Below are 16,365 nucleotides of genomic sequence, written 5' to 3' on the forward strand. Positions count from 1 at the left end.
AGTCACGGTTCTACCCGCAAGGTCCGACAATCCCCGCTCCAGGGGAGGGATTGCGGGGGGGCGCGGTATCCGGCGACAGGCACTGCGGTTAGGATGGCGCGCCCCGCCTGGAAGAGAGCCGCAAGCCGCGCATGAAGATTGAAATCGCCCACCTGCCCCACGACATCATCGAGATCATCTATCCGTCGGAAGTGACGCCGAAGGACGTGACCGAGTACGTCGAGCAACTGAAGAAGGACATCACCGCCCGCGGGGGCTCGGAGTGGTCCGCGCTGGTGGACCAGTCCAGGTTGCGGGTGATGCCCTCCACGGTGGTGGGGGAGATGGCCCGGCTGAACGCCTACGCCCAGCAGCGCGGCATGAAGCGCTCCGCGCGCGTGGTGAGCGACCCCGGCAGCGGCCTGCAGGCGTGGCGCATGACCAAGAACGCCGGCCTCACCATCCCGGCGAAGACCTTCGAGACCCGCTCCGAGGCCCTGTCCTGGCTCGAAGCCCCCGACGCGGACTGAAAGCAGAACCCCCGACATCCCCTACCCCCCGGTCCTTCCATGCGACCGCACGGGTCCGTCTACGTCTTCCAGTAACACCCCCTTTCTTCGCTGTATCTGTCGCCGTACCCGTCAGGAGTCACCCCGCATGTCCGTGTCCGCCCCCGCCCGCCGCGCGAAGCTGCTCGGCACCCTGTTCTGTACCCTCACCGCCCTGGCCTGCGGGCCGGCTCCCGAGTCCGGTTCGCCGGAGCAGCAGCCCGCGCTGAACGAGTCGAACGCGCCGGTCGTCTACGGCAACGACGACCGCATGGAAGTCTACGCGCACCCCAGCGCGACCCTGCAGGACCGGGCGCGTCAGTCCACCGTGGCGCTGCTGACGCCGGACTTCATCGACGACTCGAACCCGAACAACATCATCGTGGACCAGACGCCGCTGAGTGAGTGGGAGGGCCTGTGCACCGACCAGCGCTTCTACAACGACCCGGCGCCGGCCTTCTGCTCGGGCACGCTCATCGACGATGACCTGGTGCTGACCGCGGGCCACTGCGTGACGAGCGCGGCGGAGTGCGCCGACACGCGCTTCGTCTTCAAGTTCTACAAGACGTCGGAGAACACGCTGGAGACCATCACCAGCCAGGACGTCTTCTCCTGCAAGAGCATCGTGGTGCGCCGGCAGTCGTCGAACAGCGCCGGCGACCTGGACTACGCCATCATCCGGATGGACCGCTCGGCGGCGCCGCGCTTCACCCCCGCTCCGGTGCGCGCGGGCAACACCGCGATGACCGTGGGCCAGAACGTGGCCGTCATCGGCAGCGGCAGCGGTCTCCCGGTGAAGATCGACTCGGGCGGCTCCGTCCGCGCGGTCAACTCCGGCCTCAAGGACTACTTCGTCGCGACCACGGACACCTTCGCGGGCAACTCCGGCTCCGCCGTGTACGAGACGGCCACCAACACCATCGCGGGCATCCTGGTGCGCGGCGACGAGGACTACGTGCTGCGCTCGGGCCAGGGCTGCTACGAGGTCAACGTGTGCTCGGAGACGGGTTGCGGTGGTGAGGAGATCACCTACGTGAACCAGGCCATCACGGCGTTCTGCGCGGCCAACACCAACGTGCGGCTGTGCAACACCACGCCGCCCCCCGCGACCAACTACGTCTTCACCGCGTCCAACACCTCCAGCGCCACGCGCAGCACCATCAACGGCACGGTGACGCTCAAGGCCGGCGACAAGCTCACCGTGGGCACCTGCGGCGTCACCGGCGCGGCCCTCACCAGCGGGGACTCCTTCCTGCGCCTGCGCGGCCCGACGGGCACGGAGGTCGCCTCCAACGACGACGGCTGCGGCAGCGGCTACGGTTCGAAGATCAGCTACACGGCCAGCGTCGCGGGCACCTATGAAGTCCGCGCCGGTTGCTACCAGGCCGGCAGCTGCGCCGGCACGGTGGCGTGGGAGATTGTCTCGGGCGGCACGACGACGCCCGCGAGCGGCACCCAGGCCTTCAACGTCAGCGACACCGCCAACGCCACGCGCAACACGCAGAACGCGAACGTGGACATCGCCCCCGGCCAGACGCTGACCTTCGGCAGCTGCGGCGTGGGGAGCGCGACGGGCACCGGTGACACGGTGGTGCGCCTGTTCAACGCCGCCGGCCAGCAGGTGACGTTCAACGACGACGCCTCCGGCTGCGGCTCGCTGTCCCGCGCGTCCTACACCGCGCCGGCGAGCGCGGGCGGCGCGTACCAGATTCGCGTGGGCTGCTTCGGCAGCGAGGCGTGCAGCGGCACGCTGGCCTGGACCCTCCAGTAGCCTCCCGCGCCTGAGCTGTCCTTCCGGGCCTGTCGCTCCCTCGTGATACGGGGAGGGACGGGCCCGGTGTCTTTTGGCGCCCAGCCGCTCCTGCCCCGGGGGCTTCCCTCCCCACCCGAGGCTTGACACCTTGGAGGGCGAGGTCTAACGCAAGGCGCCATGAGCACACCCCGCTTCCCGCCGTCGCCCCGCCGCCCCGTGAGCACCGAGGGTCCGCTGCGAGTCCTGCTGCTGGAGAACATCCACGCCTCGGCCCAGGAGATGCTGAAGGTGGAGGGTTTCGAGGTGGAGCGGCTGTCCGCCGCGCTCAAGCCGGAGGACCTGGCGGAGCGGCTCAGGGGCGTGCACCTGCTGGGCATCCGCAGCAAGACGACGGTGCCGGAGGAGGCGCTGAAGTACGCGGAGGACCTGCTGGCGATTGGGGCCTTCTGCATCGGCACGAACCAGGTGGACCTGCTCGCCTCCAGCGTGCACGGCGTGCCGGTGTTCAACGCGCCGTTCAGCAACACGCGCAGCGTGGCGGAGATGGTGCTGGCGGAGGTGGTGGTGCTGACGCGCCAGCTCTTCGACCGCAGCCGCGAGGTGCACACGGGGCAGTGGCGCAAGGTGGCCACGGGCAGCCACGAGGTGCGCGGCAAGACGCTGGGCATCATCGGCTACGGGCACATCGGCTCGCAGCTGGGCGTGCTGGCGGAGGCGCTGGGCATGCGCGTCCTCTACTACGACGTGATGACGAAGCTGCCGCTGGGCAACTCGCGGTCGGTGGCCACGCTGAACGCGCTGCTGGCGGAGTCCGACTTCGTGACGCTGCACGTGCCGGCGCTGGCCTCCACTCACCTGATGATGGGCGCGGAGCAGCTGGCCGCCATGAAGCCGGGCGCGTGCCTCATCAACGCCAGCCGCGGCACGGTGGTGGACATCCCGGCGCTGGCGCAGGCGCTGCGTTCCAAGCACCTGGGCGGCGCGGCGGTGGACGTGTATCCGGAGGAGCCGGAGGGCAATTCCGACGGCTTCGTGACGGAGCTGCAGGGGCTGCCCAACGTGGTGCTCACGCCGCACATCGGCGGGTCCACGGAGGAGGCGCAGGCGTCCATTGGCAAGGAGGTGGCCACGTCGCTGCTCAAGTTCGTGAAGGGCGGCGCGACGACGGGTGCGGTGAACTTCCCCAACGTGGAGGCGCCCATCAACCCGGGCACCCACCGCATCATCAACGTGCACCGCAACACGCCGGGCGTGCTGCGTGACATCAACCGCATCGTGTCCGACCTGAACGCCAACATCCACGCGCAGGTGCTGAGCACGGACGCGAACGTGGGCTACCTGGTGATGGACCTGGACCAGGACGTGTCCCGCCAGGTGTGCGAGGCCATCGCCGGGCTGGAGACGGACATCAAGACGCGCATCGTGTCCTGAAACGCCGGGCGCTGGACCGCGCCCTCAGGCGTCCAAAATCTTCCCCGGGTTGAGGATGCCCGCGGGGTCCAACGCGCGCTTGAGGGTGCGCAAGAGCTCCATCTCCCCGGGCGCGCGCGTGTAGTCCAGATAGTCCTTCTTGAGCAGGCCGATGCCGTGCTCGGCGGAGATGCTGCCGCCGTGCTTGCGCACGAGGTCGAACATGGCGTGGTCGGACTGCTTCGCGTGGGCGAAGAAGTCCGCCTTCTCCACCGCGTCCGGCTTCATCACGTTGACGTGCAGGTTGCCGTCACCGATGTGGCCGAAGAGGCAGATCTCCCAGCCCGGGTAGCGGCTGGCGAAGATGGCATCCAGCTCCGCGCAGAACGCCTCCAGGTTCGCCACCGGCAGGGAGATGTCGTTCTTGTGCAGCACGCCCGTGGCGGACAGGCTCTCGCTGATGGACTCGCGCAGGGACCACAGCTCCTGCGCCTGCGCCGCGCCCTGCGCCTGGGTGCCGTCGGTGACGAGCCCGCGCTCGAAGAGGGAGCCGAGCCACGCCTCCACCGCCGCCGGGTCACCGCCCTCGGACTCCAGCAGGACGTAGCAGCCGCTGGGGGCCTCGAAGGGCGAGCGCAGCTTGCGGTGGCGCTGCACGCGGGCCAGGCACTTGTCGGTGAAGAACTCGTAGGCGGAGAGCACCAGCGGCGCCTGGCGCGCGTCTCGGAACAGCCGCAGCACGGCGGCCACGTCCGGCACCGCGAAGAGGAAGACGTCCTGCTTGCCGGGCAGCCGCGTCAGCTTGAGCGTGGCCTCCGTGATGACGCCCAGCGTGCCCTCGCTGCCGATGAAGAGCTGGCGCAGGTCCGCGCCGGTGTTGTTCTTCTCCAGCGCGCCGTTGAGCTCCAGCACCTGCCCCTGCGCCGTCACCACCTGGAGGCCCAGCACCCACTGCCGGGTGAGGCCGTAGCGAATGACCTTCACGCCGCCCGCGTTGGTGGCGATGTTGCCGCCCACGGTGCTGCTGCCCTTGGACGCGAAGTCCACCGGCCAGGTGAGCCCGTGCGGCGCGCAGTGCTGGTGCACTCCTTCCGTCACCGCGCCGGCCTGCACGCGCACCGTGTTGCCCAACAGGTCCACGGGCTCCATGCGGGTCATCCGCTTGAGCGACAGCACCACCTCGCCGTGCATGGCCACCGCCCCGCCCGCCAGGCCCGTGCGCCCGCCGGAGGGCACCAAGGCAACGCGGTGCTGGTGGCACAGCGCCACGAAGCGGGCCACCTCCTCCGTGGTGCGAGGAAAGACCACCGCACCCGGCGCAGGGGCGTACACGCGCGTCCAGTCGCGGCCGTACTCCTGGAGCTCCGCGGGCTCCCGGGTGAGGAAGTCGGCGGGGAAGGACTCGGCGATGGCGCGGAGGAAGTCGGCGGGCAGCGCGGCGGTGGACATGGGTCCAAGGCGTATTGCAGCCCCCGGGGCATGACAAGCCCGGCGGCGCCCCGGCGCACGGGGCCTGACGCATGCCGGGCCGGAAAAGAGCCAAGGAGTCCGGCTCTCTCCGTATAGGGCTCGGACGCCGCGCCCCCGTCGCGGCCCTGCCCTTTCGAGGAACATCCATGTCGTCGCTCCGCGCACTCGCCCTGCTGGCCACCCTGTTCCTTGCTCCGAGCACCGCCCGGGCCCAGACCCAGCCGGAGCAGCCCGACTGGGGCGTGCCCTATGTCTTCGCGACGGTGGACTCCTACACCACGGGCCCCATGGCGCTCGAAGTCACCGGGACGCTCGTGGGAGAGAGCACGCCGCGCACCTTCCGGTTCTGGGCGGGGGGGTACTCGAACGAGGCGAGCGTCTCCGTGGAGGCGGAACGGTGTGACCGGCTGGCGCTGCTCGCCATGACCCGGCCAGGGCGCTTCCTGTTCACGTGGAAGTGGGAGAACTCCGCCACCAACTACGTGACCTGCACGCTGACCCGCCAGTAGCCCGGGCCCTCTTCCATGGACACGCGGATGCGCATGATGCGGACGTGGGTGTGGCTCGCCCTGGGACTCCAGCTTGGCTGTGGTGGCGGCGTGGGTCCCCGGGACCTGGACGGCGACGGCCATCCGGCGGAGCTGGACTGCGATGACGCGAACCCCACCATGTGGCGGGCCGTCACGGGCTACGCGGACACGGACGGGGACGGCATTGGAGACGCGGCCCAGCCCGTCACCTGCGTAGGCGACACGACAAAGGGTTGGGCCCAGGAGGCGGGTGACTGCGCCCCCGGGGATGCCACCCGCTGGCGCTCGGTGCCGGGGCTGTATCCAGACGCGGACGGAGACGGGGCCACGGGCACGGGGCCGGTGACGGCCTGCGTGGGAGCCACGGTCGCGGGCTACCAGGAGCAGCCGGGCGCGCCTGACTGCGATGACGGGGATGCGGAGGTGTCGGCCCTGTCACAGGTGTGGGCGGACACGGACGGGGACGGCGTGGGCGCGGGGATGGCCATCGCGTGGTGCCCGAGCCGGGGACGCCCGCCGCCCTCGGGGTACGCACTCACCGAGGGCGACTGCGCGCCCGGAGATTCGAAGCGCTGGCGGATGCTCCCCTTCACGCACCGGGACGCGGACGGGGACGGACTCGCGGTGGCGATGGAGGGCACGGTGTGCTCGGGCGAGCAGCCGCCCTTGGGCTACGACACCGTGTCCGACCCGGAGGACTGCGACGACCGCGACGCGAATCGCACGGTCCGGGTCGAGCGCTGGTTGGATCCGGACGGGGATGGCTACGGCGACGGAGCGCCGGTGCTCCGCTGCGCGGGTCCGGGGGAGTCCGCGCCAGGAGAGACCTTCCGGGGCGGGGACTGCGCGCCAGGTGACGGCACCCGCTGGCGGCATCTGTACTACGCCGCGCGGGATGCGGATGGCGACGGCCGCCTGGCACCGGCGAAGGGCGAGGTGTGCAGCGGCTTCTGGCTGCCCGCGGGCTATGCCTGGGAGGAGCGCGACGACGACTGTGATGACGCGAACGGAGCGGTGTACTTCACCTGGAGCGTCCACGCGGACGCGGACGCGGACGGCGTGGGGTCCGGCGTGGCGGTCTCCGTCTGTGGCGGGGCGACCGTGCCCACGGGCTACTCCACGCAGGACACCGACTGCGCGCCCCAGGACGCGACCGCGTGGCGGATGCGGAGCTTCACCCACCGGGACGCCGACGGCGACACGTACACCGTGGCCCAGAGCGGTACGGTCTGCTCGGGCACGACCCTGCCCGCGGGCCATGCCTCCCAGCCGCTGTCGGGCGAGGACTGCGACGACTCGAACGCCACCGTCTACCGGAGCCTGAAGGCCTACTCGGACACGGATGGAGACGGCGTGGGCGCGGGAGCACCGACGGTCCTCTGCACCAACGGCCAGGTTCCCAGCCCCTGGTCCGACCGTGGCACGGACTGCGCCGAGGAGGATGCGGCGCGCTGGCAGAAGCTGACGGCCCTCCACGCGGACCGGGATGGGGACGGCGTCACCGCGCCCATCCCCGCGCAGTTCGTCTGCTCGGGACAGGCGTTGCCCGCGCCCTACTTCTTCAAGGCCGTGGGCCAGGACTGCGATGACGCGGACGCGGCCCGCTACCGGTGGACCTACCTCTACCGCGACCAGGACGCCGACGGCGTCGGGGCCACGCCCCGGCAGATGACGTGCATCGGCCAATCGGTGCTCGCCGGCTGGTCGCGGTACGGGGATGACTCGGATGACCAGGACGCCGCCGTCCAGACGGACGAGGCCGCGGAGGAGGAGCTGAGCCTCATCCTGGACCTGTGAGCCCTACGCCTCGAGGAAGGCCAGCAGTGCTTCGTTGATGACGTCCTGGTTGACGGAGCACATGCCATGGCTGAAGCCGGGGAAGACCTGGAGCTTCGCGCCCTTCACGAGCGCGGCGGTGAGGCGCGCCGAGTCGTCGATGGGGACCATCTGGTCGTCATCGCCGTGCATCACCAGCGTGGGCACGTCGATGCGGGCCAGGTCGGCGCGGAAGTCCGTCTCGGAGAAGGCCTTGATGCAGTCGTACTCGGCCTTGAGGCTGCCCATCAGTCCCTGGAGGCGGAAGCTCTCGCGCAGCCCTTCCGACACCTTCGCGCCGGGCCGGTTGAAGCCGTAGAACGCCAGGCTCAGCTCCTTGAAGAAGCTGGAGCGGTCCCCGCGCACGCCCGCGCGGATGTCATCGAAGGCCTCCATGGGCACACCCTTGGGGTGCCAGTCCGTCTTGAGCATGATGGGCGGCACCGCGCCGATGAGCACCGCCTTCGCCACGCGCCCGGTGCCGTGGCGCCCGATGTAGCGGACCACCTCACCACCGCCCGTGGAGTGGCCCACGTGGACGGCCTTGCGCAGCCCCAGCGCGGAGGTCAGCTCCGCCAGGTCATCCGCATACGTGTCCATGTCGTGGCCATCCCACGGCTGGGAGGAACGCCCGTGTCCCCGGCGGTCATGGGCGAGGGTGCGGTAGCCGCGCTCGGACAGGAACAGCATCTGGCCCTCGAACGCGTCGGCCGTGAGCGGCCAACCGTGCGAGAAGACGACGGGCGGACCCTCCTTCGGGCCCCAGTCCTTGAAATAGAGCTGGGTGCCATCGCGCGTGGTGAGGAAGCTGCCGGAGATTCTTCCCGTCTGCGTTTCACTGGTCATGTGCCCGTCCTTCGAGGTGGCGAGTCCAACCGCCTGCGACGGTCCGTATTTCCCCTCGATGCCGGGCATTGCGCGTTGGGGGTCAAGCCCTCAGTGTCGCTGACGCGGGCCCGCGTGGCCGTCATCCCCGTCGCGGTGCCAGTAGGACGCGGCCTTGACCCACTCCGCCGGGTGGCCGCGCTCCTCGATGACGTAGGTCCGCAGCTCGCGCACCCACTCCGCCTCGCCCGCCAGCCACACGAAGCCATCCCCCGGCGGAGGCGTGAACTTCGCCAGTTCGCGCCGCAGCAGCGCGCCATCTCCGGGCCCCGGCTCTCCACGCACCACCCAGGTCGGGTGCCAGGAGGCCTTCGTGACGAAGGTCTGCTGCTCGGACGCGTGGGCCACGACCGCCACGGTCGTCACGGGGACGCCCGGACGCAGCAGCTCCACCCGGCGGCCGAGCGCCGGCAGCGCGCTCTCATCGCCCACCAGCAGGTACCAGTCGAAGTCATCGGGCACGAGCTGCGAGCCCTTCGGTCCGCCAATCTCCAGCGTGGAGCCGACCTTCGCGCCGGCGGCCCATTCCGTCGCGGGACCGGAGCCGTGCAGCGCGAAGTCGATGGTCAGCGTCTGGCCGCGGTTGTCGTAGGCGCGAGGCGTGAAGTCACGCATCACCTGCTCCCCCGCCTGCGGGAAGAACAGCTTGATGTGGTCATCTGGCGACGGGCTGCTGAAGTCCGCCAGGTCCGGCGACGCGAAGTGGATGCGCCGCATGCGAGGCGTCACGGACTCCACGCCACTGACGACCAGGCTGCGCCGCCGCAGCTCGTGGCGCACGCGAACGATTTGATGCAGGTCCTGGGTGCTCATGAGCGGAGCCTCTCGATCTTCTGCGCGGCCTCGTCGATCAACGCCGCCACGTCGAGCACGACCTTCTTGTCGACGCCGGGCGACAGCGTGTCGAACAGCACGCTCTTCAGGTTCTGCATCGCGCGCCGGACCGGAGCCGCGTCCGTGCGCTCGCGAAGCTCACCGGCCTCCGCGAGCCGTCGCAGCAGCCCCTCCACTACCTTCGCGTTCTCCGCGAGCAGCGCCTTGCCCTGTGCCGTGATGGCGAAGAGCTTGCGCTGCGTGTCCGTCGTGTCCGGCTCGCCCACCAGCTCCATGTCCTTGAGCAGGGTGAGCGTGGGGTAGATGACCCCGGGGCTGGGGGCATACACGCCCCGGCTCAAGCCCTCGATGGCCCGGATGAGGTCGTACCCGTGCCGGGGCTCCGCGTTGATGAGGTGGAGCAGGACGAGGCGCAGCTCGCCGCCCTCGAACATCCGATGCCGCCCACCGCCGGGGCCGCCGTGCCGCCCCCGGTGGCCCTCCCCGCGCTCATGGTGATGCCAGTGCTCCGAGTCGCCCCGGTCTCTTCCGTGTCTGCCGCGCATGTCGCGTCCTCTCAGGGGTTCAAGATACCTTCCAGATGGCTCTGAGATATATCTCAGCATTATCTGGTGCAACCCGATCTGCGGGCACCCTGCCGGGCCAGCCCTCGGGTCATACGTCGCCCAGTCTGGCGGGCTTGTCAGGGCTGACCGCTATGAACGGGCTCTGCACGCCGCACCGGAGCGCAGCCAGGAGGCAAGAGCGATGGGCAAGCGCGGGCGGGCGGTTCGGTGAAGGGCCTGGGAGTGGACGATGCGCGCTGACGTCCTGCTCGGGTGCATGGCACTGCTCCTCACCGGCTGCGCTTCGTTGCCTCCCGGGCCCGGAAGGACGCTGAGCTACACGTCCCGCACGGAGACTGACGCCCCTGGAGTACGAGCGTCGAACGACGAGGCACCGCGTGCATCTGCCTCGGAGCCGAGGGTCACGCCCCGCGAGGAAGCGCCTCCCCTGTACCGCCGCAAGACCGTCCGCGAAGCGGTGACGGGGGTACGCCCCGTTCGTGCGGTGGCCCTGGCGGACGTCACCCGCTCCGACGACGTGCAACCGGATGCCTGGGAGCAGTTGCTGACGAACGCGGGACTGGAAGCGCGAGACGAACGCACCCTGGGAGGCACGCTGACGCCTACTCAAGCGGCGCGACTGATGGGAGTGCTCCTGGGCAAGCCCGTCACGTTGAGCACCTTCCCGCCTCGCATGGCCGCGGGCTTCCTCCTGCGCGAGGTGATGGAGGGAGGCGAAGTCACCCGGAAGGAGCTGTCGCGACGGGTGGAGCGATTCTCCCGGGAGCAGGTCGCGGTGTTGAGACCGGATGGCTACCTCGCGTGGGCACTCACCGGGAGTACCCAACAGAAGGTGGCAACGGTCGAATGGAAGGACGGCGCCTTCCGAGCGCATGGCTTCGAACTGGGCCGCTTCTACAGCGGTAAGGGCGGCGTCTTCCGGAACGTGGACGCGCAGCTTCAGGCTTCGGATTGGCGGCCCCTGGCCGAGGTGTACGACGACGCGGACGTCATCAGCCGCACCCTGGATGGAGCCGAGGACGCCGTCGTGGAGCTGTACCACGCGCTGGGACAGTTGCTCACGCGCCCCGTGGACAGCATCGCGGGATTGAGCCACCTGCCAGCGGGCGTGGCGGCGCTCATCGCGGCATCGCCCGCGTACTGGGAGCGCTTCCAGTCCATGACCCGTGGCGAGCAGATCCGCGAAGTGTCGCGACTGACGACGGGGATGCTCGTCACCTGGGGCGCGGCGTCGGCCACGACACGGACGTTGAAGGGGATGGCGGTGGGCGCGGAGGCCACGCTGCCAGTGCTCTCGATGTCGGCGGAAGGCGTGCTGGCGTTGGAGCGCGTCTCGGTGTCAGCGGGGCGCGCGGCGGCAGCGCTGAGCGGCGGGCCAGGTGCGGCCATCATTCTCCAACGCGTTGATGACTCCGCGGGCTCAGGAGGTGGCGACGATGGAGGCCCACAAGGGACAGGTCCTTCAAGCGGGCCGAAGGGTTACTCGTCCTTCAAGTCCTTCAAGCGGGCCATGGGACCTGCGGGTGACGGAAAGGAGTGGCACCACATCGTGGAGCAGACCGAAGGGAACGCGACCCGCTTTGGGCCACATGCTCTCCACAACAGCGAGAACATCGTCGCACTTGGCAAGGATGTTCACAGTGGAGTGAGTTCTCTCTACTCGTCGAAGCGGCCTAGACTCACGAACTCGGAAACCCTGACTGTGAGACAGTGGCTGAGCACTCAATCCTTCGAAGCGCAACGAGACTTCGGATTGGTGGCGATCCAGCACGTGACGAGAGGAATCTGGTGACGGACCTCGAAAAGTGGGTGGAGGAGTTCGCGCTGAACGTGTCAGCGCAGACGGCAGCCATCGCGCGTGGAGATGCCAAGGCGGGGAACAAGCATGCGGATCGTTACATCGCTGCTGTTCGGAAGTTGAAGGGGCAGGGAGATGCGGGGCGGGATGCGCTTGCGGTGCTGCTCAAGCACCCTGACAAGGACGTCAGCACCATGGCGGCGGCATACCTCTTGAGGCATCGGACGGCCGAATCGAAGGCTGTCCTAGAAGAGGCTGCGCAAGGTGAAGGGTTGATCGCCTTTGAAGCCGCGCAGGTGCTGAAGAACTGGGAAGCAGGTGTTTGGGCGCTGGATCCGGGATGATCTTCCAAGGCGCGTGGCGTTGAGGACAGAGGCACGCTGATCATTCTGCCCCCCGAGCACATCGCACTGACGCTGACAAACGGCCCGGGCAACAGGTGCCCGGGCCGCCGAGTGTCCTCCGCTACGGGTGGCTGGCGGGGTCCGCCGGGTTGGTGCCCGCGGCCCGTTCATCACCGTCCAGGAAGCCGTCCAGGTCCCGGTCGATGCCCACGCGCAGGCCTGAGCCCAGCGGCGCGCAGGTGTACGTCAGCACGCCCTGGCTCGCGGCCACGCCCGAGCGCAGCGACGCGGACGGCACCAGCGGCAGCGCCGCTCGGTCCGCCTTGAACTGCCCGCTGCCCAGGTAGCGGAAGCCCATCTCGTACGTACCCGCGCGGCCCTTCGCCACCAGGTCGCATTCGCCCGCATCCGCGCGCGCCATCAGCAGGTCGATGCGCGTCCCCACCACCGCCGCGTTGGTCGCGGTGAGCGTCACCTGCTGCCCGACGATGGGCGCCAGGTTGGTCTCGAAGGCGAACATGTACTGCTCCATGTCCTTCTTCGCCTGGAAGCCCGCGGGCGTGTCCGGGATGCCCACCTGATTGAAGATGGGGTGGAAGTCGAAGCCGCTGTTGAAGAGGAACAGCGTGGGGATGGCGCCGTCGCTGTTGAAGCCCGTGCCGCGCACCTGGTCCCCCAGGAACGGATCCACCGGCGTGTTGCCGAAGGGGAAGCCGGCGCCGAACATGCCGACCTTCTGGTACAGGTTCCGCAGGTGCGGGACCTTGGGGAACAGCGGCTCCGCGTCGAAGGAGCTGCGGCCGTCCGTGCCGAAGAAGCCCTTGAAGGGGCCCTCGCCCGGGTTCGCGTTCACGTCCACGCGGTGGCAGGACTCGCACGACCCCGGGAAGAAGCTGGTCGTGTTCGTGAAGAAGTCCTTGCCCGCCTGCTGCGAAGCCGTGAGCGAGTTGTCCAGCTTGCGGATGGGGTTGGGCGGGTAGACGACCTGGAGGATGAAGTCGGAGAACTTCTGCATCTCCGTCTCCGTCAGCTGCGCGCTGCGGCCCAGCAGGTCCTTGAACGCGGGGTTGAACTGCTTGAACGCCGCGACCTCGTCGAAGGTGCCGCTGTTGGGCTGCACGCTGGGCGCGCTGTCGCCGCCAGTGCGGTCGCCTCGCCAGTGCATGGGGCCCTGGTTGGCCATGCCGCGCAGGCTCTGCGTGGACAGGGGGCCCTTCATCGGGTGGAAGGACGTGTCCTGGCCGAACGTGGGGTCCGTGCCGAACTCCGGCAGTACCGGGACGATGGGGTTGTAGCTCGCCTTCACGTCACCGTCCGGGTTGCCCAGGTCCCAGGTGGTGCTGTCGAAGTCGCCGAAGATGTGGCAGCTGCCGCAGGACGAGTCTCCGTGGCTGGAGCTGCTGCGCGCGTCGTAGAGGAACGGGCGGCCCTGCACCACGCTGACCGGCTCCGGGTTGAACATGGGCAGGTGCGCGACCTCCGTCTTCGTCGCGGTGTTGACGACGGAGATGGCGTTGTCGAAGCGGGTGAGCACGTACACGCGCCCCCGGGCTTCATCCAGCACCAGACCGGTGGGGCCGCCGCCCGTCAGCGAGACCTGGTTCGCGGTGGAGGGCGTGAAGGTGCCGGACTCCAGCTGGGACGTCGCGTACACGCCCAGCTTCGATGAGCCGAACGCGGCGACGTAGAGCGTGGCGCCGTCGGACGTCACCGCCATGCCCGTGGGCTGCGCGAGGCTCTTCTCGCTCTCCGTGTTGGGCGTGGCCGCGCAGCAGGCCGCGTAGTTGATGTGCGTGTTGAGGTGGCGGGGCGTGACGGAGGGCGCGCTGGGGCCGCCCAGCACGGTGATGCGGCTTTCGTGCAGGTGGCCGCGCAGGGTGTTGCCCGTCATCGTGCCGGGGCCCTCGAAGCGCAGGTCGTTTCGCGCCTCGGTGTTGCTCACGTAGACCTTCCCGCTCACCGGGTTGACGGCCATGTTGAACAGGATGGTGCCCACGCCCGCGTAGGTGCCCGACGCGCCGGACACCTGCACGGGCGGGTTGGCGTTGGCGGAGATGGCGAAGACGTCTTTGTCCGGCAGGGTGAAGCGGAGCGAGTCCGTCCACGGGCGGTTGAGCATGTCCAACCAGTCCTCGCCGTTGTACTTCACGATGACGGAGACCTCCGGAGCGGGGATGCCCTGGTGGTTGACGTTGGGGCCGGGGACGCCGCCCTCGGACTCGCCGCCGTTGGGCACCAGGCTCTCGTGGACCACGGAGGTGCGGTTGCCGGAGTGGAACGCGGCCGCGTACACCCGGCTGCCGTCCGGAGTCGCCGCGAGCGCGCGAGGCGTGTCACCGAACAGGGTGAGGCGGGTGAGCGGCGTACCGCCCAGCGTCGTGCCCAGGCTGTCCGAGTCGAACACCCAGACGTCCGCGCGGCCGACGCCCGGCGTGGTGAGCTGCGGGTCGAACCCGGTGTTCTGTCCGCGGTGCGCGGAGGTGATGAACGCGCGCTTCTTGCCAGTGCCCGCGAAGACGATGTCGCGAGGCTCGTCGCCCACGAGCAGCGTGCGCGTCACGCTGCCGCCCTGTCCGTTCGCGTCCACCTTCACGACGCTGACGCTGTCGGACAGGTGGTTGACCACCCACACCTCGTTGTTGGTGCGCGCGGCCACGGCCACGGGCTCCAGGCCCACGGGCACGGAGCCCTTGTGGGTGAGGCCGCTGGTGCCCACCTGGAAGATCTCCAACCGGTTGTCCGGCGTGTTGACGGCGTAGAGCCACTGGCCGTTGGGAGACAGGGCCAGGGGACGCACCTGGCCGCTTTCAAAAACGGTGAAGTGCTGCGCGTGCGACGGGCTGCCCATGGCGAGGCCCAACAGCAGCGTCGCCGCGGACGCGGTGCGCTGGAAGACGCGGCGCACCGCCGGGTGTCTGGCTTTCATGAATGTCTCTCGGGAAAGGGGGGCTGGGGACCCCGGCTTCACTGTAGGTGTGGCGTCTGACATTGAGGGACGGGTGGACCCGGACCCGGTGGAATCGTTGCGCGGCGCAACGACTCCCTCCCTGTGTACGCAGTGAAGGGCGTTCCCTGGTCGGACCGCCGTCAACGAGGCCAGTCGCGCAGGATCCGTTCGGCGGCATCCTGCTGGTCCCATTGCACCCGGCCGGTCAGCGCCAGGCCCCGGTGCTCGATGCGGATTCGCCGCCACACCGGGAAGCCCGGAACATGGCGCGCGTCCACGCGGGCCCAGGCCACGCCTCCGGTGGCCTCCACCATGCGCGACACGCAAGCGTCGAAGTCCGCCTCCGGCAGCCAGCGCAGCGCATCCAGCACCTGGTCCGATTCAAAGTCGCGCAGCGCCGTCGGCCTGCCGGTGACGGCGCTCAAGGCCTGGGGACTCTTACCCTCCGGAATGAAGGAAAGTCCCTGGGGCCCCAACACGCAGAACCCCTCACGCCGGCCGAGCTTCGCGGGAAACAGCGCCACGCTGTCCAGGCGCACACCCGCCCGGGCCGCGCCGCGCAGTGGAGGCTGACGGTGCAGCTCCACGAGCAGGGCGACCGCCGTGCCTCCGCGGACGGAGCGTGCATGGAGTCGCCGATCTCCCTCTACCTTGAGGTCCACACTCTGTTCCAGCCGGAAGCCGTCAGGGGAAATGCTGCCCAGCCGCACCTCCTGCGGCTCACCGAACACCGGCGCCCAGATGAGCCGCTCGCTGGTGAGCCGGATCCGCCCCGAACGCAGGAGCTGGGATGCCACGATGCCAAGGGTGCCCGACACCAGGCAGGCCATCACCGGGACAATCATCGACCTGGGGAGGACGAATGACAGCAGCAAGGCCAGCGCGGGCAGCGCTCCCAAGGCGAACACCAGACGCGGCGACACTTCCTGCCTCAGGAACATGGGCACGAGGCTCGGGTCCGAGCTTCGCCGGGTATCGTCCTCGAAGACGAGCACCTCGCCCGGCTTCAGCGCCCAGCTCGCGGGTTGGCGCACCAGCGCATCCAGCCGCGTCAGCGCCTCTTCCAGCGAAACGTCCGCCCGCGCCACCGTCAGCACATCCAGCCTGCGCCGGGCCAGCCGCGTCAGCCGCTCCCGCCGGGCCGACAACTCCCGGGCCGCCTTCACCACGGGCGTGTCGTCCGGCCAGGCCTCCTGAGCCGCGCGGCGCTGGACGCGCTCCAGCGCCTCCACCACCGTCCGAGCCTCGGCCACGAGCGCGGGCACCAACTCCGGACGCCGCACCAGCACCCGCCGCCACCGCCGGCCGGACAGCGCCTTCTCCAGCTCCGCATACGGGCGCCGCGCCGCCGCGAGGACCTCCGCGCGGCCCTCCAGCTGACGCTCGACGTCCGCCACCGTGAGGCCTGTCGGGGCAGTGATGGGACGTAACCGCTCGGGCATCGCGCGGGACAGCATAGCGCCGTGGACTGCAAGCCCCCACGCCG

General features: G+C 69.6%; 13 protein-coding genes. 7 read left to right on the forward strand and 6 right to left on the reverse strand.

The genetic code is table 11. The annotated features are described in order from the left end of the window. Positions 1 to 131: 131 nt before the first annotated feature. The 3 genes from D7Y15_RS14485 (at position 132) to serA (ending at position 3,711) form a co-directional block, all read left to right on the forward strand. The gene (locus D7Y15_RS14485; RefSeq protein WP_120574576.1) at positions 132 to 509 is read left to right on the forward strand and encodes an STAS/SEC14 domain-containing protein; all 378 of its coding nucleotides are present in this window, start codon (positions 132 to 134) and stop codon (positions 507 to 509) included. A 127-nt stretch (positions 510 to 636) separates the two neighbouring features. Further along, the gene (locus tag D7Y15_RS14490; RefSeq protein ID WP_120574575.1) at positions 637 to 2,298 is read left to right on the forward strand and encodes a serine protease; all 1,662 of its coding nucleotides are present in this window, start codon (positions 637 to 639) and stop codon (positions 2,296 to 2,298) included. Between the two features lie 159 nt (positions 2,299 to 2,457). Continuing rightward, positions 2,458 to 3,711 (forward strand): phosphoglycerate dehydrogenase, encoded by a 1,254-nt coding sequence (gene serA / locus D7Y15_RS14495; RefSeq protein WP_120574574.1) that lies wholly within the window; start codon positions 2,458 to 2,460, stop codon positions 3,709 to 3,711. Positions 3,712 to 3,735: 24 nt separating this feature from the next. Here the strand turns inward: serA and D7Y15_RS14500 are convergent, their stop codons facing one another. After that, the gene (locus tag D7Y15_RS14500) at positions 3,736 to 5,139 is read right to left on the reverse strand and encodes an FAD-binding oxidoreductase (RefSeq protein ID WP_121752954.1); all 1,404 of its coding nucleotides are present in this window, start codon (positions 5,137 to 5,139) and stop codon (positions 3,736 to 3,738) included. A 167-nt stretch (positions 5,140 to 5,306) separates the two neighbouring features. Here D7Y15_RS14500 and D7Y15_RS14505 point away from each other — a divergent pair, with 167 nt between their 5' ends. Together D7Y15_RS14505 and D7Y15_RS14510 are read left to right on the forward strand one after the other, a co-directional pair. After that, positions 5,307 to 5,669, forward strand: a complete 363-nt coding sequence (locus tag D7Y15_RS14505) for a hypothetical protein (RefSeq protein WP_120574572.1) — start codon at positions 5,307 to 5,309, stop codon at positions 5,667 to 5,669. Positions 5,670 to 5,696: 27 nt separating this feature from the next. Further along, positions 5,697 to 7,487 carry a hypothetical protein gene (locus tag D7Y15_RS14510; RefSeq protein ID WP_121752955.1) on the forward strand — a complete coding sequence of 597 codons (1,791 nt, stop codon included), beginning with the start codon at positions 5,697 to 5,699 and terminating at the stop codon, positions 7,485 to 7,487. Between the two features lie 3 nt (positions 7,488 to 7,490). Here D7Y15_RS14510 and D7Y15_RS14515 read toward each other — a convergent pair whose 3' ends face one another. The 3 genes from D7Y15_RS14515 to D7Y15_RS14525 form a co-directional block, all read right to left on the reverse strand. Beyond that, positions 7,491 to 8,351: an alpha/beta fold hydrolase gene (locus tag D7Y15_RS14515; protein WP_121752956.1), complete on the reverse strand. Its 861-nt coding sequence runs from the start codon at positions 8,349 to 8,351 to the stop codon at positions 7,491 to 7,493. 90 nt (positions 8,352 to 8,441) lie between these two features. After that, positions 8,442 to 9,203, reverse strand: a complete 762-nt coding sequence (locus tag D7Y15_RS14520; protein WP_121752957.1) for a siderophore-interacting protein — start codon at positions 9,201 to 9,203, stop codon at positions 8,442 to 8,444. After that, positions 9,200 to 9,769 carry a PadR family transcriptional regulator gene (locus tag D7Y15_RS14525; protein ID WP_233596596.1) on the reverse strand — a complete coding sequence of 190 codons (570 nt, stop codon included), beginning with the start codon at positions 9,767 to 9,769 and terminating at the stop codon, positions 9,200 to 9,202. The genes D7Y15_RS14520 and D7Y15_RS14525 overlap by 4 nt, the downstream gene beginning before the upstream one ends. Positions 9,770 to 10,019: 250 nt before the next feature. Here D7Y15_RS14525 and D7Y15_RS46570 point away from each other — a divergent pair, with 250 nt between their 5' ends. After that, positions 10,020 to 11,582 (forward strand): hypothetical protein, encoded by a 1,563-nt coding sequence (locus tag D7Y15_RS46570; protein WP_126934668.1) that lies wholly within the window; start codon positions 10,020 to 10,022, stop codon positions 11,580 to 11,582. Continuing rightward, positions 11,576 to 11,932: a DUF2019 domain-containing protein gene (locus tag D7Y15_RS14535; RefSeq protein ID WP_120574592.1), complete on the forward strand. Its 357-nt coding sequence runs from the start codon at positions 11,576 to 11,578 to the stop codon at positions 11,930 to 11,932. The genes D7Y15_RS46570 and D7Y15_RS14535 overlap by 7 nt, the downstream gene beginning before the upstream one ends. 121 nt (positions 11,933 to 12,053) lie before the next feature. Here D7Y15_RS14535 and D7Y15_RS14540 read toward each other — a convergent pair whose 3' ends face one another. Next, complete coding sequence (locus D7Y15_RS14540; RefSeq protein WP_121752959.1) at positions 12,054 to 14,858, reverse strand: beta-propeller fold lactonase family protein; 2,805 nt, start codon at positions 14,856 to 14,858, stop codon at positions 12,054 to 12,056. A gap of 161 nt (positions 14,859 to 15,019) precedes the next feature. Then, the gene (locus D7Y15_RS14545; protein WP_148712768.1) at positions 15,020 to 16,321 is read right to left on the reverse strand and encodes a hypothetical protein; all 1,302 of its coding nucleotides are present in this window, start codon (positions 16,319 to 16,321) and stop codon (positions 15,020 to 15,022) included. Between the last annotated feature and the right edge of the window lie 44 nt (positions 16,322 to 16,365).

It is taken from the genome of Corallococcus sp. AB030 (assembly GCF_003668965.1).
GTDB classification, from domain to species: domain Bacteria; phylum Myxococcota; class Myxococcia; order Myxococcales; family Myxococcaceae; genus Corallococcus; species Corallococcus exiguus.